At 62.2% G+C, this 25,079-nt stretch carries 19 protein-coding genes; 12 read left to right on the plus strand and 7 right to left on the minus strand.

Annotated elements, in window-relative coordinates:
• Positions 1 to 9: 9 nt before the first annotated feature.
• From LNV07_RS22400 to LNV07_RS22425, 6 genes are all read left to right on the plus strand, one after another.
• Positions 10 to 816 (plus strand): class I SAM-dependent methyltransferase, encoded by an 807-nt coding sequence (locus tag LNV07_RS22400; RefSeq protein WP_263573420.1) that lies wholly within the window; start codon positions 10 to 12, stop codon positions 814 to 816.
• Complete coding sequence (rnhA, locus tag LNV07_RS22405; RefSeq protein WP_263573421.1) at positions 813 to 1,307, plus strand: ribonuclease HI; 495 nt, start codon at positions 813 to 815, stop codon at positions 1,305 to 1,307. Before LNV07_RS22400 ends, rnhA begins: the two co-directional genes overlap by 4 nt.
• A gap of 151 nt (positions 1,308 to 1,458) precedes the next feature.
• The gene (locus LNV07_RS22410) at positions 1,459 to 2,670 is read left to right on the plus strand and encodes an efflux RND transporter periplasmic adaptor subunit (RefSeq protein WP_263573422.1); all 1,212 of its coding nucleotides are present in this window, start codon (positions 1,459 to 1,461) and stop codon (positions 2,668 to 2,670) included.
• A 10-nt stretch (positions 2,671 to 2,680) separates the two neighbouring features.
• Positions 2,681 to 5,740: an efflux RND transporter permease subunit gene (locus LNV07_RS22415; protein ID WP_263573423.1), complete on the plus strand. Its 3,060-nt coding sequence runs from the start codon at positions 2,681 to 2,683 to the stop codon at positions 5,738 to 5,740.
• A gap of 57 nt (positions 5,741 to 5,797) precedes the next feature.
• Entirely contained in the window at positions 5,798 to 6,367 is a 570-nt protein-coding gene (dcd, locus tag LNV07_RS22420) for a dCTP deaminase (protein ID WP_263573424.1), read from the plus strand.
• Between the two features lie 121 nt (positions 6,368 to 6,488).
• Positions 6,489 to 6,860 (plus strand): hypothetical protein, encoded by a 372-nt coding sequence (locus LNV07_RS22425; protein ID WP_263573425.1) that lies wholly within the window; start codon positions 6,489 to 6,491, stop codon positions 6,858 to 6,860.
• A gap of 67 nt (positions 6,861 to 6,927) precedes the next feature.
• Here the strand turns inward: LNV07_RS22425 and LNV07_RS22430 are convergent, their stop codons facing one another.
• The gene (locus LNV07_RS22430; RefSeq protein WP_263573426.1) at positions 6,928 to 7,191 is read right to left on the minus strand and encodes a hypothetical protein; all 264 of its coding nucleotides are present in this window, start codon (positions 7,189 to 7,191) and stop codon (positions 6,928 to 6,930) included.
• A 360-nt stretch (positions 7,192 to 7,551) separates the two neighbouring features.
• On the opposite strand from LNV07_RS22430, the gene LNV07_RS22435 reads away from it, so the two are divergent.
• From LNV07_RS22435 to LNV07_RS22455, 5 genes are all read left to right on the plus strand, one after another.
• Complete coding sequence (locus LNV07_RS22435; protein WP_263573585.1) at positions 7,552 to 9,447, plus strand: acyl CoA:acetate/3-ketoacid CoA transferase; 1,896 nt, start codon at positions 7,552 to 7,554, stop codon at positions 9,445 to 9,447.
• A 91-nt stretch (positions 9,448 to 9,538) separates the two neighbouring features.
• Positions 9,539 to 10,981: a peptide MFS transporter gene (locus tag LNV07_RS22440; RefSeq protein ID WP_263573427.1), complete on the plus strand. Its 1,443-nt coding sequence runs from the start codon at positions 9,539 to 9,541 to the stop codon at positions 10,979 to 10,981.
• A gap of 47 nt (positions 10,982 to 11,028) precedes the next feature.
• On the plus strand, positions 11,029 to 11,259 hold the full coding sequence (locus tag LNV07_RS22445) for a ParD-like family protein (protein WP_263573428.1): 231 nt from the start codon (positions 11,029 to 11,031) through the stop codon (positions 11,257 to 11,259).
• Positions 11,256 to 12,053 carry a type I methionyl aminopeptidase gene (gene map, locus LNV07_RS22450; protein ID WP_263573429.1) on the plus strand — a complete coding sequence of 266 codons (798 nt, stop codon included), beginning with the start codon at positions 11,256 to 11,258 and terminating at the stop codon, positions 12,051 to 12,053. The genes LNV07_RS22445 and map overlap by 4 nt, the downstream gene beginning before the upstream one ends.
• 386 nt (positions 12,054 to 12,439) lie before the next feature.
• The gene (locus LNV07_RS22455; protein WP_263573430.1) at positions 12,440 to 15,226 is read left to right on the plus strand and encodes an alpha-1,6-glucosidase domain-containing protein; all 2,787 of its coding nucleotides are present in this window, start codon (positions 12,440 to 12,442) and stop codon (positions 15,224 to 15,226) included.
• A 33-nt stretch (positions 15,227 to 15,259) separates the two neighbouring features.
• On the opposite strand, the gene LNV07_RS22460 is transcribed toward LNV07_RS22455, so the two are convergent.
• The 5 genes from LNV07_RS22460 to LNV07_RS22480 form a co-directional block, all read right to left on the minus strand.
• Complete coding sequence (locus LNV07_RS22460) at positions 15,260 to 15,751, minus strand: cupredoxin domain-containing protein (protein ID WP_263573431.1); 492 nt, start codon at positions 15,749 to 15,751, stop codon at positions 15,260 to 15,262.
• A gap of 108 nt (positions 15,752 to 15,859) precedes the next feature.
• Entirely contained in the window at positions 15,860 to 16,339 is a 480-nt protein-coding gene (gene cueR / locus LNV07_RS22465; RefSeq protein WP_263573432.1) for a Cu(I)-responsive transcriptional regulator, read from the minus strand.
• A 113-nt stretch (positions 16,340 to 16,452) separates the two neighbouring features.
• Positions 16,453 to 18,252, minus strand: a complete 1,800-nt coding sequence (gene malZ / locus LNV07_RS22470) for a maltodextrin glucosidase (protein ID WP_263573433.1) — start codon at positions 18,250 to 18,252, stop codon at positions 16,453 to 16,455.
• A 156-nt stretch (positions 18,253 to 18,408) separates the two neighbouring features.
• The gene (locus LNV07_RS22475; protein WP_263573434.1) at positions 18,409 to 19,104 is read right to left on the minus strand and encodes a glycine zipper 2TM domain-containing protein; all 696 of its coding nucleotides are present in this window, start codon (positions 19,102 to 19,104) and stop codon (positions 18,409 to 18,411) included.
• Positions 19,105 to 19,472: 368 nt separating this feature from the next.
• Entirely contained in the window at positions 19,473 to 21,200 is a 1,728-nt protein-coding gene (locus tag LNV07_RS22480; RefSeq protein WP_263573435.1) for a helix-turn-helix transcriptional regulator, read from the minus strand.
• A 140-nt stretch (positions 21,201 to 21,340) separates the two neighbouring features.
• Here LNV07_RS22480 and LNV07_RS22485 point away from each other — a divergent pair, with 140 nt between their 5' ends.
• On the plus strand, positions 21,341 to 22,729 hold the full coding sequence (locus LNV07_RS22485) for an MATE family efflux transporter (protein ID WP_263573436.1): 1,389 nt from the start codon (positions 21,341 to 21,343) through the stop codon (positions 22,727 to 22,729).
• Here LNV07_RS22485 and LNV07_RS22490 read toward each other — a convergent pair.
• Positions 22,726 to 24,666: a glucokinase gene (locus LNV07_RS22490; RefSeq protein WP_263573437.1), complete on the minus strand. Its 1,941-nt coding sequence runs from the start codon at positions 24,664 to 24,666 to the stop codon at positions 22,726 to 22,728. The genes LNV07_RS22485 and LNV07_RS22490 overlap by 4 nt on opposite strands.
• Positions 24,667 to 25,079: the final 413 nt, after the last annotated feature.

Below are 25,079 nucleotides of genomic sequence, written 5' to 3' on the forward strand. Positions count from 1 at the left end.
TTTATGTCCATGGCCGGTGAAGCTGCGATTATAGAGTTGGCCGCCTGGCTGCAAACCCCGCCCGGGCGCTATTTGCTGGCATGGGAGCAAGCGCAGATGGATGCGGCGGTGGTGGATCTGTTCGGCTTTCATGCGCTGCAGCTTGGTTTGCCCGAACTGCCGGGGCTGCGCAGCAACCGCATGCCGCATCGCTGGTTGGCATTGCCTCGCCCTGAGTCGCACTTCGAGTCGCACGCTCAGCAGCGGCCGGTAGTTGCCCTGTCCGCACCCGGCGTGGCGCTGCACTGCGACTTTGATAGCCTGCCGTTTGAAAGCGGCAGCCTGGATTTGGTGGTCTTGCCGCATGCGCTCGAGTTGGCGCGCGACCCGCACCAAACCCTGCGTGAGGTGGAGCGGGTCTTGCGGCCGGAGGGGCGCTTGGTGATCTTGGGGCTGAATCCGGCCAGCCTGTGGGGACTCAGGCAAAATCTCGCCTCGATGCTGCCCGGCCGGCCGCGGCCCTATCTGCCTCAGGATGGCGAATTCATCGGTTACTGGCGTTTGCGCGATTGGCTGCGCTTGCTCAGTTTCGAAGTCGAGGCCGCGCAGTTCGGCTGTTATCGCCCACCGCTTCGCTCCGCCGCTTGGCTGGCGCGTTGGGATTGGGTCGAACCGATCGGCGCACGCTGGTGGCCGGTGCTGGGGGCGGTTTATTTCATCAAAGCGGTCAAGCGCGTGCATGGCATGCGTCTGGTCGGGCTTGAGCGCAGTCGCAGCGCCAGGCGTAGCAGTGCACCTGCGGTCGCGGTGCAACAACATAAAGAACAAGGTCCATGAATCAAGCAGTTATTCCTTCCGCCTCTACAGCCGCTCCCGCGCCGAAGATCGCCAAACCGGTCGTCGTCATCTATACCGACGGCGCTTGCAAGGGCAACCCGGGTCGAGGCGGATGGGGCGCTTGGCTGAGTGCCGGCGGGCATGAGAAAGAGCTGTTCGGCGGCGAAGCCAACACCACCAATAACCGCATGGAGTTGACCGCCGTGATTGAGGCACTGGCATCGCTGAAGCGGACCTGTGATGTCACCGTGTTCACCGACAGCGAATATGTCCGCAAGGGCATGACCGAGTGGATTGGCGGTTGGCAGCGACGTGGCTGGAAGACGGCCGACAACAAGCCGGTCAAGAACGCCGACCTCTGGCAGCGCTTGGAGGCTTTGCGCAAGCTGCATCAAGTTGAATGGCGTTGGGTGAAGGGCCATGCCGGGGACCCAGGCAATGAGCGCGCCGATGCGCTGGCCAATCGGGGTGTGAATGGGAGCTCGCGCTGAATGATTCTGGATGCCGTGGCAGATTGTGTTTGTGCGCTTTGCGTACGGCCGCCGTCGTTCATGGCATCCAAAGCGTATTTCAGACCATTTGCCTGGCCATTTGCCAGGCGCCTGCCACGGACTGCCGCTAGAGTGCGCCTCGGAGACCTGCATGACTGTTAAAAAATTTCACACCCTGGTGGCTGTAGTGGCCCTTGTTGGCTTGAGCGGCGCCGCTTATTGGTGGCAACATCGACCCGCTCAGGCGGCCGGCCTTGAGAGCAAGTCTGCCGGCAAGATGGCGGGAGACGGCGGGGGCAAATCTGCGGCCGGGCCGAACGCGCCAAGTGGCCCAACCCCGGTGGAGGTGGGCAATGTGGAGTCGGTGTTGTTGCCCGACGATGCGCAAACGGTCGGCACCTTGAAGGCCCGTCAGTCGGCGCTGCTGAAACCTGAGGTCAGTGGGCGCATCGTCAAGCTCGGCTTCACCGATGGACAAAACGTGCGTCAGGGCCAGTTGTTGGTGCAACTCGATGACAGTCTGCAAGCGGCGCAGTTGCAGCAGTCGCAGGCGCAGGCCAGCATTGCTCGTTCCAGCCTGAAGCGAAATAACGAGTTGTTGGCGCAAGGTTTTGTCAGTCCCAGCGCGGTCGATCAATCTCAGTCGGTCTTGCAAGTGGCCGAGGCGCAAGTGGCGCTGAGCCAAGCTCAACTGGCTCGCATGCAGGTGCGTGCGCCTTTTGACGGGGTGATGGGCATCCGCATGGTCAATGTGGGCGACTACGTCAAGGATGGCAGTGATCTGGTCAGTATTGAAGACACCTCGATGATGTGGTTGGACTTTCGCTTGCCCGAGCGTTTCGTGCCGCGCTTGAAAATAGGTCAGCAGCTTGAGGTCCAACTCGATGCGCTGCCGGGGAGGGCCTTCACGGCGCAGATTGCCGCCTTGGATACCCAGTTGGATGCCAATGGTCGCTCGCTCTTGGTTCGGGCCAAGTTGCCGGCCGGTACGCCCGAGTTGCGCTCGGGCCTGTTCGCCCGCGTGCGTGTGCTCTTGGCGGTCCATCAGAACGCCTTGTTGGTGCCCGAGGAGGCTTTGGTGCCACAGGGCGGCAAGCAATACATCATCAAGCTGCAGGAGGACGGCGCGGGGCCCGCGACCGCGCAGCGTTTCGAGGCCAAGCTGGGTTTGCGCTTGCCCGGCAAGGTCGAAATCTTGTCGGGGCTGAAGGCAGGGGACCGGGTGGTGACCGCCGGTCAAGCCAAGCTGATGCGGGGTGAGGGTCAGGTCTTGAAGATTATTGACGTTGACAAGCAGGGCATTTCTCGCGAAGCGGTGAATGCAATGAATGCGGCGAGTGCTGCCAGCGCGGCCAGTCACTGAGAGGCCCGGGATGCGAATCTCCGAAATTTCAATCCGCCGCCCGGTCTTTGCGACGGTGATGTCTCTGCTGTTGATTCTCGTCGGCGTGGTGGCCTTCGGGCGCCTCTCGCTGCGTGAATATCCGCGCATCGATGAGCCGGTCGTGACGGTCAGCACCCGCTTGGTGGGCGCATCCAGCGAGGTGATCGAAAGCCAGATCACCAAGCCGCTGGAGGATTCGATCGCCGGCATTGATGGGATCGAGGTGCTGACGTCGAGTTCGCGTACCGAGTCGAGTCAGATCACCGCCCGCTTCAAACTGGAGAAGAACCCCGATGACGCCGCCGCCGATGTGCGCGACCGCGTCGCGCGGGTGCGCGGTCGTTTGCCCGACGCGGCCGATGAACCGGTGGTGGCCAAGGTCGAGGCGGATGCGCAACCGACCATCTGGATCGCCTTCTCCAGCGAGACCCTGAGCCCACTGGAAATCACCGATCTGGTCAACCGGGTGGTCAAGCCGCGCCTGCAGACCATCCCCGGTGTGGCCGATGTGCAGACCGGCGGCGACCGCAAATACGGCATGCGCATCTGGCTTGATGCGGATCGCTTGGCGGCCTACAAACTGACCGTGCAGGATGTCGAGGACGCGCTGCGCCGGCAAAACCTGGAAGTGCCGGCCGGTCGGATTGAAAGTCAGCAGCGTGAATTCAGCGTCACCGCGCGCACCGATCTGAATACGGTGGCTGAATTTTCCGAAGTGATCTTGAAGCAGACCGGCGGCTTTGCCGTGCGTCTGAAGGACGTGGCGCGGATTGAAGAAGCGGCCTCCAGCGAGCGCTCGCGCGTGCGCTTGAACGGCGTGTTATCGGTTTCGCTGGGCGTGATTCGCCAGGCCACCGCCAACCCGCTGGAAGTGTCGGCGGCGGTGCGCGAGATGATGCCCAAGCTGCAAGCCGATTTGCCGGCCAGCATCAAGGTGCTGCCGGCGAACGACAACTCTGTCTTCATTGACCGCTCGATCAAGTCGGTCTACTCCACCATCGTCGAGTCGGTGGTCTTGGTGGCGCTGGTGGTGTTTGTGTTCTTGCGCACCTTGCGCGCCTCCATCATCCCGCTGGTGACGATTCCGATCAGCCTGATCGGCTCCTTCGCGCTGATGGCCGCCGCCGGCTTCACCGTCAACACCTTGACCTTGCTGGCGCTGGTGCTGGCGATTGGCTTGGTGGTCGATGACGCGATCGTGGTGCTGGAGAATATCTTTCGCCACATCGAGGAGGGCTTGGAGCCCTTTCAAGCGGCCTTGAAGGGGGCCAAGGAGATTGCTTTTGCGGTCTTGGCGATGACGCTGACGTTGGCGGCGGTGTTCGCCCCGCTGGCCTTCACGCCCGGGCGCACCGGCCGCCTGTTCGTTGAGTTTGCCCTGACCTTGGCCGGAGCCGTGGTGGTCTCGGGCTTTGTGGCGCTGACGCTGACGCCGATGATGTGCAGCAAATTGCTGCGCCATAACGCCAATCCGAGTCGGTTTGACCGTGGCATGGAGCGCATCTTGGTTTGGATCTCCGCCAGCTATGCCCGCGCATTGCGCTTTGCCCTGCGAGCCCGCTGGTTGGTGGTGTTGGTGATGCTCGCCTCGGGGGCCGGCAGTTGGTATTTATTCAACACCATGAAGTCCGAGTTGGCGCCGATGGAAGATCGCGGCGTGATCGTGATGCCGATCAGCGCCCCGGACGGTTCCACCTTGACCTTCACCGCACGCTATCTCGATGCGGTCGACCGCATCGCGGCGCAGTATCCCGAGTTTGACCGGGCTTTCTTGTTCTCCGGCGGTGGCGGCGTGTCCTCGGGGCTGGCGATCTTGCGCACCGTTGATTGGTCCGAACGCAAGCGCAGCACGCAGGAGATCGCCCGCTTGATGCTGCCGCAGGTCAGCAATTTACCCGGTGTGCAGGCCTTCCCGACCACGCCGGCCAGCCTGGGGCAGGGTTTCACCGCCAGGCCGGTTAATTTTGTCGTGGTCACCAGTGACAGCTATGCCAATCTGGCCAAGGTCACGCAGGCGATGATGGCCGAGATGGGCAAGAACCCGGGTTTGAGCCAGCCGGACAATGATTTGCGCTTGAACAAGCCCGAGTTGTTCATGGAAATCGACCGCGAGCGAGCGGCCGATCTGGGTGTGTCGGTGGAAGCGGTGGCGCGCACGGTCGAGACGATGTTGGGCAGCCGTGCGGTAACGCGTTACAAGCGTGGCGCGGATCAATACGATGTGCTGGTGCAGACCGAGGCTGCGGGGCGTGCCACGCCCGAGCAGATCGAGCGCCTGTTTGTGCGCGGGCGGGGCGACACCATGGTGCCGCTGTCGAGCCTGATCAAGGTCAATGAAGCGGTCAGCCCGCGCGAATTGAATCACTTCAACCAGCGTCGCTCGGTCGCCTTCACCGCCAATCTGGCGCCCGGCTATGCCTTGGGCGAAGCGCTGACCTTCATGGATCAGGCGGCGACCAAGGTCTTGCCGGTCGGCTATGCAACCGAGTTGAACGGGGTGTCGCGTGAGTACAAATCCAGCAGCGGCGCGCTCGGCTTGGTGTTTGTGCTGGCGCTGCTGTTCATTTTTCTGGTCTTGGCGGCGCAGTTCGAGAGTTTTGTAGATCCATTTGTGATTCTGCTGTCGGTGCCCTTGTCCATGGCCGGAGCTCTTGCCGCCTTGCAATGGTCTGGCGGCACGCTGAACGTCTATTCGCAGATCGGCTTGATCACCTTGGTCGGCCTGATTACCAAGCATGGCATTTTGATTGTCGAGTTCAGTAATCAGTTACGTCAGCAGGGGCGAGGCGTGACCGAGGCGGTGGTCGAGGCGGCTGCCTTGCGCCTGCGGCCGATTCTGATGACCACCGGAGCGATGGTGTTGGGCGCCTTGCCTTTGGCGCTGGCCAGTGGTGCGGGCGCCGAGAGCCGGCAGCAAATCGGCTGGGTGATCGTGGGCGGCATGAGCTTGGGCACCTTGCTGACCATCTTTGTTGTGCCGACCATGTACACGCTGTTTGCGCGCAAGGGCACGCCCGGAGAGATCACCACGCCGGCGCTGTCGAGCTGACTCGGGCTTGCTCGGGCCAGCCCCTAAAATGCCTTGTCAAATCCTGGGGAATTTCAGATGAGCATCAAGAGCGACAAGTGGATACGCCGTATGGCCGAGCAGCACGGCATGATCGAGCCGTTTGAGCCGGGCCAGATTCGCGCCAATGCGGCCGGCGAAAGAATCGTCAGCTACGGTACCTCCAGCTATGGCTATGACATCCGTTGCGCGCCCGAGTTCAAGGTCTTCACGAATGTCTACAGCTCCATCGTCGACCCGAAAAATTTCGACGAGAAGAGCTTTGTCGACATGGAGGGGGACTTCTGCATCATCCCGCCGAACAGTTTTTGCCTGGCCCGCACGGTCGAGTATTTCCGCATTCCGCGCAATGTGCTGACGGTCTGCCTGGGCAAAAGTACCTATGCGCGCTGCGGCATCATCGTCAATGTGACGCCGTTCGAGCCCGAGTGGGAAGGCTATGTGACGCTGGAGTTCAGCAACACCACGCCGCTGCCGGCCAAAATCTATGCGGGCGAGGGCTGCGCGCAAGTGCTTTTCTTCGAGAGCGACGAGGTCTGCGAAACCAGCTACAAGGACCGTGGCGGCAAGTACCAGGGCCAGCGCGGCGTCACCTTGCCCAAGACTTGAGCCCAGAAGGGCGTGTTAAAAACTTGAATTGAATCAGCCGGTGAAAGACCGGCTTTTTCGGATTTAAGTTTTGGCCTCGGGCGGCATCATGGAGACATCCAAGCCCACAGCCGAGGAAGCCATGAGCAACGTCTACCGCCTGACTCCAGATCTGCCGCTCAGCGCACCGATCTACTTTGACCTGCGCGACGCATCGCCCGACTACAAATTGGATGGGCAGTCGTTTGACCCGGCGCTGCGCCCTCAGTCGGCGCTTGAGTTCGGCTCACCGATTGTTGGGCCGGTAGATGGCGGTGATCTGCTGCGCTTCCAATCCTTGATGGCGCTTGAAGGTCTGGCCTTGCAGCCGACGCGCATGCTTTATGACCGGCTCTACGCCTGCGAACGGTTGGCTCAGGGCCATGCGAGTGCCAATGCGGCCTTGCGTGAATTGGCCATGCGCATGTTCAATAGCTATCAGCAGGCCGGTGAGTGGATTGGTTTGATTCATTGACCCGGTACTAGCCAGCAGCTTTGCCCCGACAAAGCCCTCGCTCACGAGGGCTTTGTCGTTTCTGCGCTCAGAGCGCCGTCAGCCAGTCACAACGCAGGCGCCCACTGCGGTGCAGGCGAGTTCGCCACGAAGCGTAAAAACCCGGCAACAAGAAGCCCGCCGGGCATAAGGGCAACATCGGCCAGGCGTCGATCAACAGAAGCGCGGGTAGCGCCACCCAACCGAGCACCCAGGCCGTCAGCACCATATCCCAGGCACACAACTCCAGCGGATGGCGGCGGCCATGCAGAAATAGCCAGCGCTTGACCTGAGTCAGTTGGATCAGTGTCATGGCACAACTCCGTCGGCGAAATGGATTGGTTGTCAGTTTGGCGTCAGTTAACTTATCGGTCAAGGCTGAGGGAATATCCAGTCGATGCGCGCTCCGGTACGTGAACAACCCCGGCTCGCCGGTCTTGAGCGGCAAGGCCGACCGTCTGCTGCATGAGATGAAGGCGTTGTAGTCTTGAATCCGTCCATATAGGAGTAACTCCCTATATGGACGGAGCTTTGATCCGCTCAGGTCGGCCCGGCTTGCGGCGACACTAAAACAAGTCAGCAAGCCGGAGCAGCGATGACGCAACTTGTTCAAGGTCAGTCCGAAGAAAGTCCTCGATCGCAGCGCCTCGCGCAGTTGCATGCGCTGCAAACGATGGAGCATGGCAAGGTGGTGGCCGCGGCCGAGGCGGTGGCATTGATTCACGACGGTGACTGTGTGGCGACCTCGGGCTTCGTCGGCATCGGCTTCGCGGAGAATCTGGCGGTGGCGCTGGAGGCGCGCTATTTGCACAGCGGCAGGCCGCGCGACCTGAGCCTCGTCTATGCGGCGGGGCAGGGCGACGGCAAGCAGCGTGGCCTCAATCATTTTGGCCACAAGGGCCTGCTCAGGCGCGTGGTGGGCGGCCATTGGGGCTTGGTGCCGACCTTGCAGAAGCTCGCACTTGCCGGCGAAATCGAGGCCTGGAATTTGCCGCAGGGCACGATCAGCCATCTCTACCGCGACATCGCCGCCGGCAAGCCCGGCCATCTGAGTCGGGTCGGTTTGGATACCTTTGTCGACCCGCGCCATGGTGGCGGCGCCGTCAACGCGCGCAGCACCGAAGCCTTGGTGCGCCTGATGGAAATCGATGGTGAGGAATACTTGTTCTACAAGGCCTTCCCCATCGACGTGGCCTTGCTGCGCGGCACGACGGCCGATGCGGACGGCAACATCACCATGGAGCGCGAGGCGCTCACGCTCGATTCGCTGGCCATTGCGATGGCGGTGCGCAATAGCGGCGGCATTGTGATCGTGCAGGTCGAGCGCCTGGCCGAGCGGGGCAGCCTGAACCCGCGCCAGGTCAAAATTCCTGGCATCTTGGTCGACGCAGTCGTGTTGGCCGAGAAGCCCGAATACCATATGCAGACCTTTGTCGAGTCCTACAACCCGGCCTTTGCCGGTGAGTTGCGGGTGCCTCTGGCGGCGGTCGAGCCGATGGCCCCCGGCCTGCGCAAGGTGATCGCGAGGCGGGCGGCCTTGGAGTTGCAAACCCATGATGTGGTCAATCTCGGCATCGGCATGCCCGAGGGCGTGGCGGCGGTGGCGGCGGAAGAACACATCATTGACCTGATCACGCTAACGGCCGAGCCCGGCGTCATCGGCGGCATTCCGGCCGGTGGTTTGAATTTTGGGGCGGCGGTCAATACGCAGGCGGTGATCGATCAACCTTATCAATTCGACTTTTATGACGGCGGCGGCCTCGATCTGGCGGTGCTGGGGCTCGCGCAAGCCGATGCTCAGGGCAATGTCAACGTGAGTCGCTTTGGTGATCGCTTGGCCGGCGCCGGTGGTTTCATCAACATCAGCCAGAACGCCAAGCGCCTTGTTTTCGTGGGCAGCTTCTTGAGCAACGATGCGCCTAAGTTTTTGGCCGAGGTCGAGCAACGCACATTCTCCGGGCGGGAAGCCAGCCGGAGAGGCCAGCAGGTGCTGTATGTGACCGAACGCTGCGTGCTGCGACTCGGCCCCGAGGGCTTGATCCTGAGTGAGGTGGCACCCGGCCTTGATCTGCAGCGCGATGTGCTGGACTTGATGGGCTTCACGCCCTTGATGCCGACTCCGCCTGTGAGCATGGACGCGGCCTTGTTCGCGGAAGGGCCGATCGGCTTGCGCGCCAGGCTCTTGATGCTGCCGCTGGCCGATCGCTTCAGCTATGACGCGCCGACGCGGCAGTTCTTCTTGAACTTCGAGCGTTTGGCGGTGCGCTGTATCGACGATGTGGAGGCCATCCGCGCCGAAGTGGAGCGCCGCTTGGCGCCGCTCGCTACGCTGGGGCAAAGGGTTTGGTGCGTCGTCAATTACGACCACTTCCATCTCGATCCGCAGGTGGCCGACGCGTACGCGGCAATGGTGCGTGAGCTGAGTGACCAGTTTTATGAAAACGTCACCCGTTACGGTACGGCCGGGTTCAACCGCAGCTTGCTGGGCGCCGCTCTGGCCGCGCGCGGTATTGAGCCGCAAATTTATGATTCGGCCGAACAAGCTTTGCTGGAGGTCAAAGGCGGCTGATTGATGGGCCTCTTATGGTAAATGCGACTTGCATGGTTGGCGCGGGTCTAGGACAGTCGCGGCTGCTCAATTCCCGTAGATGGTTTCGCCCGTGTCCTCACAATCCGTAGCCGATATTTCCGACCACCGCTTGCGTGGCGACCACGCTTTCCTCGGCCATCCGGCCGGCCTTGGCTGGCTGGCCTTTTGCGAATTCTGGGAGCGCTTCTCCTATTACGGCATGCAGGCGCTGTTGGTGCTTTACCTCAGCAACTACCTGTTTCTGCCGGAGAACATCGGCAATGTGGCTGGCATCGATGCCTTGCGGGCCTTTATCGAACGGGCCACCGGCCCCCGCTCGCCGCAGCAACTGGCCTCGGCCGTGTTCGGTTTGTACGCCGGCTTGGTCTACCTGACGCCCATATTCGGCGGCTTGCTGGCCGACCGCCTGCTTGGCCGCACCCGCACTGTCGTGATCGGCGCCAGCCTGATGGCCTTGGGGCATTTTTTGATGGCCTTCGAGGCAAGTTTTTTGCTCGCTCTGGCTTGTTTGCTCTTGGGTGTCGGTTGCTTCAAGGGCAATATCGCGGCCCAGGTTGGAGCGCTCTACACGCACGGTGACAAACGCCGTGCCAGCGCCTTTCAGATTTTTATGTTGTCGATTCAGATGGCGGTGATCCTGGCGCCGATTGTCTGCGGCACTTTGGGCGAGAAAGTCGCCTGGCATTGGGGCTTCGGCGCGGCCGGCGTGGGCATGTTGATCGGCTTGGTGGTTTATCTTGCAGGCCGGCGTTACTTGCCGCCGGAGACGCTTCGCGTCAAGCCCGCCGAGCGTCAAGCGGGCGAGCCCAAGCCCCGCATGTCGAGCCAAGAGAAGGCCAGGTTCGTGTTGCTGATTGCGTTGATCCCGGTGCTGATGTTGTCCATCGTCGGCAACCAGCAGTTCAATAATGCCTACCCGCTGTGGTCGCAAAAACATATGGACCTGCTGCTGTTCGGCTTTCAGGTGCCGGTGACTTGGCTGCAGGCGGTGGACGCGCTGATCAGCACCTCGACCATGGTCGCCTCGATCGCCTTCTGGCGTTGGTGGGCAACGCGGCGTGCCGAGCCCGATGAGTTGACCAAGATGGCCCTGGGTTCCTTGCTGGCCGCTTGTGCGCCGGCGCTGCTGGTGATCGCCGCAGGCTCGATCGCCGGCAGCAATGAGAAGGTCAGCTTCGCCTGGACGCTGGGCTATACCTTGATCAACAACCTCGGCTTTGCCAATATCTTGCCGGTAGGCATTGCGCTGTATTCGCGTGCGGCGCCGCGTCGACTGGAGGGTTTGATGATAGGCATTTACTACTTGCATCTATTTCTTGGCAACTCCTTCGTCGGTTGGCTGGCGGGGTTTCTGGATGAGATGCCTGGCACCGAGTTCTGGGGCATGCATGCCATGCTGGTGGCGAGTGCAGGGGTCTTGCTGCTGGGCGTCAAGTTCTTGTTCGGGCGTTTGCTGCTGCCGGATGAGCCGAGTCTGGTGCCTGCTCCAGCCAAGCAGGGGCTTGCTGCTTGAGGGGTGTTGAATATACGAAACATATGTTGTTCGTATAAAATTACCGGATGGGTATCGTCAAAATTTCAGACCAAATGCACGAGAGCTTGCGCGTCGCCAGCCATGCGCTCTCTCGTTCCATCAACGCGCAGGCCGAGCATTGGATGCGCATAGGCTTGCTGGCCGAGCTGCACCCCGACCTCGATCATCGCGAGATCTCGCTGTTGCTGATCCGTGCCGAGCAGGCCGGTGGCTTGGATCTGCTGTCGGCGTCCGCAAAACCGGAGGTCCGGCCATGAGGGGCAGCGCGGTCAAGATCCGCACGGCGGACGAAATCGTCAAGGCCAAGGAGGCGGGCCGCCTGGCCGCTCAGGTTTTGCAGATGATCACGCCGCATGTGCAGCCCGGTGTCAGCACCGATGCGCTGGACAAGCTCTGCCATGACTACATCGTCGATGAACTGGGCGTCACGCCGGCCAATATCGGCTATCACGGCTACCCCAAGACCTTGTGCAGCTCGGTCAACGAGGTGGTCTGCCATGGCATCCCTTCGGCCAAGAAAATTCTCAAAAATGGCGACATCGTCAACCTTGATGTCGCCTTGATCAAGGACGGCTGGTTCGGTGACACCAGTCGCATGTATTTTGTCGGCGAGCCCAAGCCGCTGGCGCGTCGCCTGGTCAACACCACCTATGAGGCCCTGCGCGCCGGCATCCTGAAGGTGCGCCCCGGCGCTACCCTGGGCGATGTGGGTTATGCGATTCAAAGCGTTGCGCACCGCGAGGGCTTCAGTGTCGTGCGCGAATATGGTGGCCACGGCATTGGCGATGTCTATCACGATCAACCGCATGTCAACCACTTCGGCAAGCCGAGTGAGGGCATGAGCTTGCAGGAGGGCATGATCTTCACCATCGAACCGATGATCAACGCCGGCAAGCGCGGCGTGAAGGAACTCGCCGATGGTTGGACGGTGGTCACGCAAGATCGCAGCCTGTCGGCGCAGTGGGAGCATATGGTGCTTGTCACCGCCACGGGCTTCGAGTTGCTGACCGCATGGCCGGAAGGGCTTGGCAGCTATCCCGCTATCGCTTGATCCTGCAAGGAGTGAATGAGTTCAGGCCATGGTCTTCTGGCCAAGCTGGGCGCTTCATTGAGCCGGCCCGACGCACAAGCCATGATGAATTGCCGGCAGACAACTCGATTCATTCGATTGAGCGCATTTGCTGATGCGGATACCTCGCCGGTGATGGGTGAGGTTCGCGATTCGCTTTCGGGGCCAAGCAAAGGGCGAGGCAGAGAAGGGGGCTTTCTGTCCTTGATGCCTTGTGTAAATGTAGTAAAGATACTTGTCTTCACCCTTTTGTATTGATGCAAAAAAGTAAAAATGATTGAAACACTTCAATTCATTTGGATTTGTTTATGTAGTTTTGCTACTATTTTGTAGGCTGCATCGGCCGTCAAACAGGGTTAGGCAATCGCATGGTGTCGAAACATATGGGTCTGCGCAGGGGGATTTTGGGCCTGTTGCTAGGTATGGCGGTGTCGCAGGTCCAAGCCTTGGAGGCCTGCGACGGCGCGGCTTTCGCGAGCCTGCTCCACCCGCAACTGCAGGCCGATGGCCCAGCGCTTGCCGCACAGGCCTATTGGTTGAACCGGCGCTTGATTCAATGGCCCGGGGCGGGCTTGGGAACTGAGCGAGAGCCCGCTGCGCGCGTCAAGCTGTATTACTCGGGCCATGCTGCATTGCAAGTTGACGCCAAGCGAGTCGTCAGCGGCGCCGATGCCTCGCTCTCGCTTGAACCGAGTACAAGCGAGTTGCCGGCGGATTTAGCCAGGCGTTTCAAGTTCATTGCTGCCGGACCTCGCTGGCAGGTGCGCGCTGCCGATGTGGCGCGCCTGCCGGACTTGCACCGGGCTCAGGTTTGGCTCGTGCAAGAGGGCCCTGATGGGGTGGTGCAGGCGTTGACGGGCTTGCAAGCGGCCGGCGCACTGGATGATCTGTATCAGACCGCCGAGCAAGTCGCCGATTTGGGCGTCACTGCGCCTGGCCCCATCAGATCCGGGTACACCGGCTTCAAGCTCTGGGCGCCGACGGCGCAACAGGTGACGCTGTGTCGCTATCCGAATGGCAGTGACCGGGCCACAGCGCAGGAGCCGCTCAAAAGGGATGCCAGCAGCGGGGTTTGGCAGACCCGCCTCAGCGGTGATCTGAGTGGGCAGTACTACAACTACCTGGTCGACGTGTTCGTGCCGGGTCTGGGGGTGGTTCGCAACCGCGTCACCGATCCCTATTCGGTCAGCCTGACGACCGACTCCAAACGCAGCTTTGTGGCCAATCTGCAGAGCCCCGCGCTGAAGCCATCCGCGTGGGATTCGACGCCCAGACCGCAGCGCGTCAAGACGTCGACCGATATGGTGATCTATGAGTTGCATGTTCGCGACTTCTCGATCTCGGACGCGTCGGTGCCGCCGGCAATGCGTGGCAAGTACAAGGCCTTTACGCCTTTTTCGCCGGCCGGGTCGGCCGGTATGCGTCATCTGCAGGCGCTCTCCAAGGCCGGCCTGACCGACGTGCATTTGCTGCCGGTGTTTGATATTGCCTCAATCCCCGAGGCCGGCTGTGCCCAGCCGGTCGTGCCCCGGGCGGCTGCCGACAGCCCGCTGCAGCAGGCCGCCGTGATGGCCGTCGCTGCCGAGGACTGCTTCAACTGGGGCTATGACCCGTTTCACTACAGCGCCCCCGAGGGCAGTTATGCCAGCGATGCGGCCAAGGCTGAGCGCCGCGTCATCGAGTTCCGTCAGATGGTGCAAGCGCTCCACCGGGCCAATTTGCGGGTCGGCATGGATGTGGTCTATAACCATACCGCCGCGGCCGGACAGCATGAAAAATCAGTGCTGGACCGCATCGTTCCGGGCTATTACCAGCGTCTGAATGCGCGCGGCGAGCCGGAGCGGTCGACCTGCTGCGACAACACCGCCACCGAACATCGGATGATGGCCAAGCTGATGATTGACTCGGTCGCGATGTGGGCGCGCGAGTACAAGATCGACTCCTTCCGTTTTGATCTGATGGCGCATCAGCCGCGCGCGGTGATGGAGACCTTGCAAAAACGTGTCAACCAGGCCGCCGGGCGGCCGGTGCAGTTGATCGGCGAGGGTTGGAACTTTGGCGAAGTGGCCAACGGCGCACGCTTTGTGCAGGCCTCGCAGTTGTCGCTGAACGGCTCGGGGATAGGCACCTTCAGCGACCGTGGGCGCGACGCGGCGCGGGGCGGGAGTGCCGGCGACGGCGGCGCTGCCGTGATGCAAAACCAGGGCTGGTTGAACGGCCTGGTCTACGCGCCTAACGCGTCGGCGGCGCAGCGCCCGGCCGCCGATCTGCTGCAAGCGGCCGACCTGATACGGGTCGGTTTGGCCGGCTCTTTGCGCGACTTCGAGTTGCAAACTTGGTCGGGGCCAACGCGTCGGCTGGCCGATATCGCTTACGGCGATCAGCCGGCCGGCTATGTTTCGCAGCCCGGTGAAGTAGTCAATTATGTAGACAACCACGACAACCAGACGCTGTTCGACATCAATGTGCTCAAGCTGCCGCGCGGCACCTCGGCGCGGGAGCGCGCCCAGGTGCAGGTCCTGGGCCTGGCGCTGACCGCCTTCAGTCAGGGCGTCGCCTACTTTCACGCCGGTGTCGATGTGCTGCGTTCCAAGTCACTGGACCGGAATAGTTACGACTCGGGCGATTGGTTCAATCGCCTGGATTGGAGCTATCTCGACAACGGTTTTGGCGCCGGCTTGCCGCCCAAGCTCGACAACGGCGATCAATACCCGCTGTTGGCGCCCTTGCTGGCGGACGCGGCCATCAAGCCGGCGCCGGCCGATATTGCCTGGACGCGCGATGCCTTCCTGGATCTGCTGAAGATACGCGCCAGCAGCAGCCTGTTCCGTTTGCCCACGGCGGCCGCTGTCCAGCAGCGCTTGCGGTTCTTGAATACCGGCCCGACACAGAACCCGCGTGTGGTGGTGGCGAGTCTGGATGGGCAAGGGTGGCCCGGCGCAGGCTTCGGTCAACTGCTTTACTTCATCAACGTGGACCCGGTCGCGCAGAGCATCGAGTTGCCGACCGAAGCGGCCAAGAGCTTCGGCCTGCATCCGGTGCATCTGAGTGCCGACGCTGCCGACAAGCGCATTGCCGCCGAAGCGCGCCTTGATACCGACACCGGCCGCTTTACGCTGCCCGGGCGCAGTGCGCTGGTTTTTGTGCGACCTTGAAACGGACGCTGCGGCGCTTCACTTCACGTCCTTTCACTTCACGAGCACCCGTCCGATCATGCCGGCCTCGAAATGCCCGGGTTGCAGGCAAGCAAATTGAAACTCACCGGCCTTGGTGAACTGCCAGACGATCTCGCCCTTCGCGCCGGGCTTCACATGCGACATATTCGGGTCCGAATGCTCCATGTTCGGGAACTTGCGCATCATCTCCGCATGCTGTTTGAGCGCGTCGACCGTGCCCAGCACCATCTCATGAAGTAACTTGCCATTGTTGTGGAGCACGAACTTGATGGTTTGCCCGCGCTTGACGGTCACGTTCTCCGGCGAGAAGCGCATCGAGTCGGCCATGTCGACCCGGATGGTCTGGCTGACCTTCTTCGGATTGCCCTCGCGGCCGAATGCCGTCTCTTCGATCTTGCTGGCGTCGTAGGCGGCGGGCTTGGCATGCCCCGCGTCCCCATGGGCAAACGCAGTGCCCAGCCCCAAGCTCAGGGCGGCGAATGCCAAAGCATGCAAACTTTTCATGAAAACTCCTGTCGGTCAATTTTCATTATTGTCAACCATGCCATGGTGACAAGGTCAAGCCATGAATTTCAAGCTTGGCCCGGGCCGATGCTGGCTTGCCCCTGACATTCATGCGCTAGTCACCGCCCGCCGCTTTAGCTGTGGGCGGGTCTTCAAGCCTGGGCCGCGCGTTTGGGTCGGGCCGGGCAAGACCGCCGCTCCATTCGCCAGCGAATCAATGATGGGGCATTCCGGCCGCTCGTCGCCGTGGCAGCAATGCACCAGATGCTCAAGCGAGGCCTTCATGGCCAGCAACTCCTGCGCCTTTGTTTCCAGCGCCTGGATATGCATCAAGGCCAGCGCTTTCACCTCTCGACTCGGGCGGCTGCGGTCCTGCCACAGGCCTAGCAGTTGGGAAATCTCGGGGATAGAAAAACCAAGATCCCGGGAATGCCTGATAAAGCGCAGCGTCTGCAAGTCAGCATCGCCGTACTGGCGGTAGCCCGACTCGGTGCGCAGCGCCGCCGGAAGCAGGCCCACTGCTTCATAGTGGCGAATCATCTTGGCTGACACGCCCGAGGCTGATGCTGCTTGACCAATGTTGAGCATGAAGATCCTTTTCATTGAATGACGCAGAAGGCCGTTTCAGTTTACAGATTCCCACCTTGGCAAGGGCAAGGTTAAGCGCTGAGGAGCGTTGGACGGCAAACCGAGCTTGCGGCTCAGCAACTCAGCAACAAGACACTGCCGACGGCGGGTAACTTGGTCGTCAGCAGGCCGTCGCGCAGGACGAACGCTTGGCCCGAGGGCGAGTGCCAGGCCTTGACGGGCAGCGGCAACTGCCACACCGGCAATGTGACCTGGGCTGGGTTGGCACCCCGGTTGACGCCGATGATGCTGGCCTCCCAGTCGGTGTAGCGGGCATAGACGATCCAGTCCGCACCGACGGCCAGGGTCTGCACCGCGCCATGGCGCCATTCGCCGCGCTGTTGGCGCAATTTCGCCAGGCTGCGGTAAGTGTCAAACAGCGGCATGTTCCAGCGCTCGCGCTCCCAGATGAAGGGGCGGCGGCAATCCGGGTCGGGTCCGCCGGCCAGGCCGATTTCGTCACCGTAATAGATGCAAGGCACGCCGGGGCGCGTGAACAGCAGCGTCGCGGCCAGCTGCATCTTTGCCGTGTCTTCATCCAGCAGGGTGAAGAAGCGGGTGGTGTCGTGACTGTCGAGCAGGTTCAGCTGGACTAACTGGTTATCAAAGGGAATGCATGCCTGGGCGCGCTTCATCCAGGCATCAAAGGCGGCTGTGCTCAGTTGGATCGGATGGTAGGCCACATCCTGCCCGGCCAACCAGGCCCGCACCGGGTTGGCGAAACCGTAATAGTTCATTGCCCCGTCTTCCTGCTCCCCCTGCAACCAGCGCGTGGCCTCGGAGAAATGCTCACCCATCACATAGGCGTCGGCATTCTCGGCCTTGACGGCCTTGCGGATCTCGCTCAAATGATGGGCGTTATTGCGTGAGCCCGAACCCTCTCCCAGCATATGGATCACGTCCAGCCGCCAGCCGTCGATGTTGTAGGGGGCTTTGAGCCAGCGGCGCAGCACCGCGTCGGGGCCGGCGTAGATCTGCTCACGCAAGGCGGGTGAAGAAAAATCCAGCACCGGCAGTGAGGTGAAGCCCTTCCAGCCAAAGTGATGGCCGTCCTGATTGAAGAGATAGAACTCGCGGTAGGGCGAGTCGGCGGAGGCCTGCGCCTGCTTGAACCAGGCGTGGTTGACGCCGGTGTGGTTGACCACGCCGTCCAGCACCAGGCGCATGCCGCGCTGATGCACGGCGCCGCTCAAGTCTTCAAGCGCGGCGTTGCCGCCGAAATGCTCGTCCACCTGCTCATAGTCGTCGGTGTCGTATTTGTGATTGCTGCCGGAGGCAAAGATCGGGTTCAGATACAGCGCCGTAACGCCCAATTCGCCCTGCAGATAGTCGAGCTTGGCCGTGATGCCGGGCAGGTCGCCGCCGTAAAAACTGTTGGCGGCGTGCTCGTGGTCGACCGGCTCGCTCCATTGCGGTTGTTGCACCAGGCGTCCGTCTTGGCCGCCCAAGGCCTGGCCGCGCCGGTCGACCACAGGCAGAGCTCGATGAAACCGGTCGGGGAAGACTTGATAGAAGATCTGCTCGCGCACCCAACTTGGCGGCAAAGCGGTGGGGTGCAGGCGGAAGTGCCTGTCCTCGGGAGGCAGATGCTCATGTGCACCGTCGGCCGCCAGCCAATACTGGGTGCCATCCGCGAGCACCTTGAAGGCATAAAGCGTCAAGGCATTGCCACCGTCCCAGGGTAGAGATGCCTCCCAGCGGTGCAACTCGGCATGCCGCCCCGCATAGTGCATGGTCAGCAGATGCTCCTCGTTATCGGCCGTGCTGCGCAGATAGACGCTGTCTAGGTCGACACGCTCGCTCAGCAGGCTGATGCGGCAGCCGTCGGTGCCGCGTTGAATCCAGGGGCTGATGGGGGGGTGCAAGAGAAGCATAGACAAGACTCCAAGCTCGGTTCAGATGGACGTCATTGTGTTGAGCGTCATGGCGGCTGCGCGTCATCCCAGGGGGTGGATTGAGGGGGCGCAGTCGCAAGCCCGCCACAGCCGCGTTGACCGATCTGATCCATTTTGGCTCTTAGCGGTGCTTGCTCACACCGCTTGGATGGTGTGGCTGATGTTCAACTTCAGCCACTGGCCGGGCTGTTGCGGCAGTTGTACCTGGTATTCCTGGCCCTGATGTTCGTAGCGCACGGTGTAGTCGCGCACCTGCTCGCGCTCAACGCTGACCGGCCGGCAGACCTGCACCTGTTGGTGCTTGTAAGTCGCGTAGCCTGCCGTCGGGCTTGATTGCTCAGCCAAGTTCTTGCCAACCAGGGCACCGGTGGCGCTGCCGGCCGCAATTGCCACATGCCTGCCATTGCCCTTGCCGACTTGGGATGCCAGCAGTCCCCCGGCCAGCGCGCCGAGCAATGCACCGCCGGTGCCGCCCATGCCCGCCTGGTTGGGTGCCGGCGGGGTCAGGACTTGCTGGGTCTCGTAGCCACATTGCTGGCGGGTTTCGGTGATGCGTTCCAGGTTGGGTGTGGACGAAATCACCCGTACCAGAGTGCTGCTGGCGCTGGGCTGCAGGTTCTGGGTCTGGGCGCGCACTTCAGTTGGCAAACCGGCAAGCAGCACGGCGCTGATTGCCAGCGCCAGCAATGCGGCGGCCAGGTTCTGCGCTGGGCTGCGGCCGGCGATGGCTTGAGGCGCGACCTGCGGTTGCTGGGCGCGGCTGATCCGCCTGCCCAGACGGCAATTGAACTTGTGCTGGAAGGGGCTGGGAGTAGTGGCGGTTGCGTGCATGGTGAAGTCTGGGTCAATGCTGTTGTGTCGATGAACAGCATTGTCAAAAACCTCAGCGAAAAAGTCTGTGGCGCTTGCGTGTGCCGACTGTGACGGTTTGTGACCGACCTATACCCAGGCAAGGCATCATGGCGCGGATGACATGGGTAGGTGTATCGCCATTGTTGGTGCCGATATGTGTTTGCGAGTCGGACCACATGACCTCACCTGGTTTGAACTGGCGTTGCTGCACCTAGCCGTCTGGCAGGGAAATTGATCTTTTGAAAGCGGAGAGAGAATACAAAAAGGCGGGATGTTTATGTTCTTGGGTGCCAATTTCTTTTCGATCTTCGGGCACTTTGCTGTCACCGCAACCCCGACGATTTAGCTCAGCCGCCCAGATGCCGCGCTCGCTGTATCGCTTCTTCTCGTGAGCCGATATTGAGCTTGCTGTAGACGCGATTGATATGTGTCTTGACCGTCGCAACCGACACAAACAAGGCGCTAGCGATTTGCTCGTTGCTGTGATGCTCGCCGATCAGGCGCAGCACCTGCCATTCGCGACCGGTCAGACCCGGCGGGGGCGCTTGAGCGGCCAGCGGTTCGCTCGTTGCCGGTCTGAGGCCTGCATTTCTCAGCAGGTCCAGCAAATTGGTGGCGCGGCTGCGCGCCTGGGGTTGGTGCACGATGGCGGGAGCTGCGAGCAGCGCTGCCAAGGGCCCCACCAGTTTGGGGGCCAGCCAGCGCGCATCGGCTTCCAGCAACTCGTCTTCGCTGCCCAGCCATTGCATCAATGCCGGCAGATTGGCGCCGCTTGGCGCGCCCAAGGCTTCGATCAAATGCAGTCGCCGCAATAACTGCGGCAAAGGTCGGGCTTGCAGCTCGGCCCTGAGGGCCAATAATTGTTCTTCGCCCATGGCCTGGGCCGCCAGCAGTGCACAGCCCGCTTGCAGCACCGCCAGTTCCAGCTCATACAAGGAGCTGCTCGAAAATGCGGTCGACCTGAAGCCGGCAGCGATCGCTTTGAGTGCCGGCTCGTCGTGCCGCAACGAGGCCAGCCAGCTCTGTGCGTGGGCCAAGCGATTGCGCCATTTGAAACAGTAAAAGGCCTTGCGCTCGCGCTGCTCCAATGCAGCAAGGCCGGCTTCGGCGGGCGCAATATTGCCGGCGAACAGTTGCTGCGTGGCTCGGTCCAGCAACTGCGGGAAGGCGCAGTAGGCGTCCTCGGGCCAGGGCGTTTGGATTTCGCGCAGGCCGAGTTGGCGGCGCAGGCGTTGCGCCTCTTGCGCATAAAGCTCGGCGGGGGCGGCCAACTCCAAGACCTCGTGGACCTCGCTGAGCGCTTGCAGCGCATCGATCTGCAGCAGCGTCGCGCCATCGCGATTGGCACCCTTCAAGGCCGCGCTCAAGGGCGCCGTTGCAGCCGGCGGATCGCCAGCCTCAAGCAGCGCCAGTCCGAGCGTGTAACGTGCCAGTAGCGCGGGTAGCAGCAAGTCATTCGGGAAACCGTCGATGGCGATTTGCGCTTGCTGGATGGCCCGCTGCGGTTGGTCAAACATCTGCGCAATGCGAGCCTGCAGGGTGGCACGCAGGGCAGGGCTCAAGCCGACCGAGCCGGGTAGGCGACGCTCCACCTGATGCGGCTCGCCCGCCACTTCGATGGTCCAGATGTATTGCAGGCCCAGCAGATCACCTTGCTGCATACGCGGCTGCAGGGCATTCAGGTCCAGCAATTGACCCAGTAAGGGCCTGGCCGAACTGTAGAACAAGGCCCAGCCAACTTGCTCGAGCAGGTCGAGCTGCTGCTCGGGTGAGCCATGCTGGAGCAGGAGCTCGGCGGCGCGCTGGATCTGATCGGACTTCAGCAGCAGTTGCACCGCGCGGGCCAGCAACTCTTTATCGATGCGGGCTGCGCCGTCGGCATCCGAGGGCGCTTGGCTTGTTTGGGAGAGGGTCAGCAAGGCTTGCTCGATGTCGCGTGGCGCCCTTGTCAGCAAGGTGGCCAGTGTTGTCGCGTCCAGCGGACCCAGCAAGGTCAGCGCAGCTTGCACTTGGACCGGCAAGGCTTGAGCCGAGGCGGTTTTGGATAGGGGAGTGCTGGAGTTGCTTGGGTTCATGGGCTTTGGTGGGCGGGAGGCGGCCGAGCAAAATCCACTGAGGGGGTGGATGCCAGGGCAGCTCGCGGGCGCAACAATCGTCGCTGCGCTTCACAGTCTACGTTCTTGTTCGCCCCCGTCTGTTTTCGATCCAATTTTTGATGACATCATCTTCCCGCGCGGTCGCGCCGCCAGCTCCTCGCTTGCTCAGTCTGGCCTGGCCCTTGTTCATGGAGCTGTGGCTGTCGATCGCCTTGGGTCTGGTCGGCACCGCCTTGGCGGCGCGGCTCTCCGATGCCTCGGCCGGTGCCTTTGCTTTGGCCATCCAGCTTTCTGCCACGCTGTTCATTTTGTTCCGAGTCATAGGCGCCGGCGTCAGCGTTGTGTTGACTCAAAGCCTGGGCGCGGGCCGACGCGCAGCGGCCGACGCGGTGGCGCGTGCGGTATTGGGTGCCAGCACCTGGGTTGGTGGGTTCACGGCCTTGGCTGCCTTGTTCGGCGCCGCACCCCTGTTGCGGCTCTTGAACGCGCCGGCCGAGGTCTTGCCCTTGGCCGCGCCGTTTTTGCAAGCGCTGGCGCCGGCCTTGTTGCTGGACGCCTGGAATGCGTCAATGTCCAGCGTTATGCGTGCGCATTTGCGCAGCCGGGAGGCGCTGGCCGTGGTGGTGGTCATGCAAATCAGCCATCTCGCGCTGGCCTTGCCCTTGATGCTGGGCTGGGGCGCCATCCCCGCGTTGGGCCTGCCCGGCTTTGCGCTGGCATTGGGCGTGAGCCGTGCCTTGGGCCTGGCCTTGCATTTGCTCTTGTGGCGAGCTCGGCTGGGCTTGGTGCCCCGCTGGAGCGATTGGTGGCGCTTGCCCGGTCACGAATTGGCGGCGGTGCTGCATATCGGCCTGCCTGGCGCGGCCGAGAATATCGGCTATCGCCTCTCCTTCATGGTCAGCGTGGGCGTGGCCGCAAGTCTGGGAGCCACGGTCTTGGCCACGCAAGCCTATGCCTTGCAGCTGATGAGCTTTGTGATGATGTTCGGCATCGCGACCGGCTTCGCGGTTGAGATTGTGGTCGGGCATCTGATCGGCGCCGGCCGCCTGCAAGCGGCGCACAGCCTGGTGCGTCGAGCGCTCGCGCGGGGCCTAGTCGTGAGCGTGGTGGTGGCCTTGGCGGCCGCGCTGGCCGGGCCTTGGTTGATGGGTTGGTTCACGCAAGATGCGGGCATCATTGCGGCGGGGGCGACGCTGCTGTGGTTAACCGTTTTGCTGGAACCGGGTCGCACCTTCAATCTGGTCGTGATCAATGCGCTGCGTGCCGCCGGTGATGCGCGTTATCCGGTCGTCGCCGGCGCCGCGTCGATGCTGCTGGTTTTGGCCGGCGGCAGTTGGCTGCTGGCGATTCATTGGGGTCTTGGCCTGCCAGGGCTGTGGATCGCCTATGCGCTGGACGAGTGGATCAGGGGCTTGCTGATGTGGCGTCGCTGGGCCACCCAGGCCTGGGTGCCCAGCGCCCGTGCGGCGCACCGGCGGGTGCGCGCGGCTGCGCCGACAAGCGCTTAGCGGCTGTGCGAAGTCAGCCTTGCCAGCGGCGAGGCCAGGCTGACGCCGGGCGCGGTGCGCCTGGCCTGCGGCGTGGCGGCGCTTGGATCGTCGGCGTTGCTGCTGCTGCGCTCTTCTAGGCCAAGCAATGGCGAGCTTGAGAGCGGGTCCAGCCCGTCCGCATTGCGCCGCATCGCCACCCCGACGGCCAAGATGTCTATCACCAGCAGGTGCAGGATGCGGCTGACCATGGGCACATGGGTTTCGACATCTTCCGTGTGATCGACGATCAAGGCGACATCGGCCTTGCGCGCCAGCGGCGATTGACCGGCCGTGATGGCGACCACGAAGGCGCCGCGCTGATGCGCTTTTTCCACCACCTCCAGCAACTCGGGCAGGCGGCCGCTATTGCTGATGACGACGGCGACGTCGCCAGGCTTCAAGACATTGGCCGCCAGCAACTGCAGGCGCGGGTCGGTGTAGGCCGAGCTGGGCATGCCAAAGCGCAAGAACTTGTACTCGGCGTCCTGTGCCACCACGCCGTAATGACCGAGCGCATAGAACTCGATCCGCCCGGCGTGCAACAGCAGTTCGACCGCGCGCGCCATCATGTCGCGGTTGAGTTGGCTGCGCACTTGCAAAATAGCCGAGGCGGTATTGCCCAGCACCTTGGCGCCCAGCTCCAGCATCGAATCGTCCAGATTGACTTGCGTATGCGTGACCGGCACGGTGCCGGTCAGGCCCGAGGCGAGGCGCAGCTTGAAGTCGGACAAGCCCTCGCAGCCCAGCGTGCGGCAAAAGCGAATGACGGTGGGCTGGCTGACCTGGGCGGCGCGGGCAATCGTCGCGATCGGGTCGTTCAGCGCCGAACGTGGGTGGGCCAGGATGTGCTCGGCCACGCGCAGCTCGGCCGGTGACAATTCGGCTCGAGCGCGCCTGATCTGCCCCAGCAAGCCCGCACCGGGCGCCGTCTGCAAGGTGCGCAACTGTGCCTCAAGAATTGCCGAGGCGCCCTTGAAGGTGGCATGTTCGGCGGTGATGACAAAGGTCGGGATCGCTGCCACATAGGCGCTGAAACGCCCTTTGTCCTCAAAGCGCGTCCTGAAGCAAGAGTGCTCGAAATATTCGCCCAGCTTGGGCACAATGCCGCCGCCGATATAGATGCCGCCAAAGGCGCCCAGCGTCACCGCCAAGTCGGCCGCGGCCGTACCCAGAACGGCGCAAAAAACCTCCAGCGTTTCCTCGCACAAGGGGTCGCGCTTCTCGAGTGCTCGTTGGGTGATTTCGGGCGCTTGAATGCTTTCGGCCGACTGCCCGGCGCGCTCGGCCAGCGCGCGGTAGATCAACTCCAGGCCGGGGCCTGACAACAAACGCTCGAACGACACATGCTCGAACTGTTTCATGGCAAAGCGCAGCACCGCGATTTCACGCTCGTCACGGGGCGCAAAGGCGGTGTGACCGCCCTCGGTGCCCAGTGCCACCCAGGCATCACCCGCCGGGATCAGGCCGGAAAGCCCCAGGCCGGTGCCTGAGCCCAGCAGTCCTATCACGGCGGGGCTGCGAGCCTGACCGCCGCCGACTTGCTGTACTTCGTTGGCATTGAGTCGTGGCAACGCCATCGCCAAGGCCGTGAAGTCATTCACCACCACCAAGGTGTCGAATTTCAGGCGCTGGCGCATTTCTTCGATCGAGAACTGCCAGTGGTAATTGGTCATGCGAACCAGGTCATCTTCGACCGGGTAAGCGATCGCTATTGCCGCATGCTCGATAGCGGTGCTGGCGCTCATGCCGGTCAGGTTGGCCAAATAGGCGCTGACGGTGGCATGGAAGTCGGCGTAGTCGGCGCAGCGCAGCGAGGCAATCTGGCTGAACTCGCCGGGGCTGATTTCAAGCGCAAAACGTGCGTAAGTGCCACCGATGTCGGCAATCAGGCGCGGGCTGTCAAAGGTCGAGGGCATGGCTGAATTGGCAGGGCTGTATGTGTGAGGCCGCAAGGCCTGGGCTAGCGCCGCATTATGGGGCTGTCATCGCCCTCGGGACTGCGGGTCTATCCCTTTGAAGCGAAGCGGTCGGGTGGTGATTGAGCGGCGGTCGAGGGGTGATTTTCACGTCGAAATGTAGTGTGACTACATTTTGTGAGGGTAAATCAACTCTTGATCTGATGCGTCAATGCAGCTTGATTTCATTGTGTGCTTATCGATTTTTAAAGGCGCGATGTGAAATTGAGGCGATTCGGGAAAGACGCTATTGCGTAGATGATGTAGTTTTGTTACCTTACGGTCAACGAAATAGTTGTAGTGCTTGGTGGTGGTCTGTTTGCTGCCAAGGTCAATATCAACTTGAGGCGAGCCTGTGCCGCCTCAGGTCTTTC

Origin of the sequence: Roseateles oligotrophus (genome assembly GCF_025717515.1) — a bacterium.
In the GTDB taxonomy this organism is placed as follows: domain Bacteria; phylum Pseudomonadota; class Gammaproteobacteria; order Burkholderiales; family Burkholderiaceae_C; genus Paucibacter_A; species Paucibacter_A oligotrophus.

Coding starts and splice junctions, on each gene's coding strand:
- LNV07_RS22400 (WP_263573420.1), top strand. CDS start 10: ATGGCCGGTGAAGCTGCGATTATAGAGTTGGCCGCCTGGCTGCAAACC.
- rnhA (WP_263573421.1), top strand. CDS start 813: ATGAATCAAGCAGTTATTCCTTCCGCCTCTACAGCCGCTCCCGCGCCG.
- LNV07_RS22410 (WP_263573422.1), top strand. CDS start 1,459: ATGACTGTTAAAAAATTTCACACCCTGGTGGCTGTAGTGGCCCTTGTT.
- LNV07_RS22415 (WP_263573423.1), top strand. CDS start 2,681: ATGCGAATCTCCGAAATTTCAATCCGCCGCCCGGTCTTTGCGACGGTG.
- dcd (WP_263573424.1), top strand. CDS start 5,798: ATGAGCATCAAGAGCGACAAGTGGATACGCCGTATGGCCGAGCAGCAC.
- LNV07_RS22425 (WP_263573425.1), top strand. CDS start 6,489: ATGAGCAACGTCTACCGCCTGACTCCAGATCTGCCGCTCAGCGCACCG.
- LNV07_RS22430 (WP_263573426.1), bottom strand. CDS start 7,191: ATGACACTGATCCAACTGACTCAGGTCAAGCGCTGGCTATTTCTGCAT.
- LNV07_RS22435 (WP_263573585.1), top strand. CDS start 7,552: ATGGAGCATGGCAAGGTGGTGGCCGCGGCCGAGGCGGTGGCATTGATT.
- LNV07_RS22445 (WP_263573428.1), top strand. CDS start 11,029: ATGGGTATCGTCAAAATTTCAGACCAAATGCACGAGAGCTTGCGCGTC.
- map (WP_263573429.1), top strand. CDS start 11,256: ATGAGGGGCAGCGCGGTCAAGATCCGCACGGCGGACGAAATCGTCAAG.
- LNV07_RS22455 (WP_263573430.1), top strand. CDS start 12,440: ATGGTGTCGAAACATATGGGTCTGCGCAGGGGGATTTTGGGCCTGTTG.
- LNV07_RS22460 (WP_263573431.1), bottom strand. CDS start 15,751: ATGAAAAGTTTGCATGCTTTGGCATTCGCCGCCCTGAGCTTGGGGCTG.
- cueR (WP_263573432.1), bottom strand. CDS start 16,339: ATGCTCAACATTGGTCAAGCAGCATCAGCCTCGGGCGTGTCAGCCAAG.
- malZ (WP_263573433.1), bottom strand. CDS start 18,252: ATGCTTCTCTTGCACCCCCCCATCAGCCCCTGGATTCAACGCGGCACC.
- LNV07_RS22475 (WP_263573434.1), bottom strand. CDS start 19,104: ATGCACGCAACCGCCACTACTCCCAGCCCCTTCCAGCACAAGTTCAAT.
- LNV07_RS22480 (WP_263573435.1), bottom strand. CDS start 21,200: ATGAACCCAAGCAACTCCAGCACTCCCCTATCCAAAACCGCCTCGGCT.
- LNV07_RS22485 (WP_263573436.1), top strand. CDS start 21,341: ATGACATCATCTTCCCGCGCGGTCGCGCCGCCAGCTCCTCGCTTGCTC.
- LNV07_RS22490 (WP_263573437.1), bottom strand. CDS start 24,666: ATGCCCTCGACCTTTGACAGCCCGCGCCTGATTGCCGACATCGGTGGC.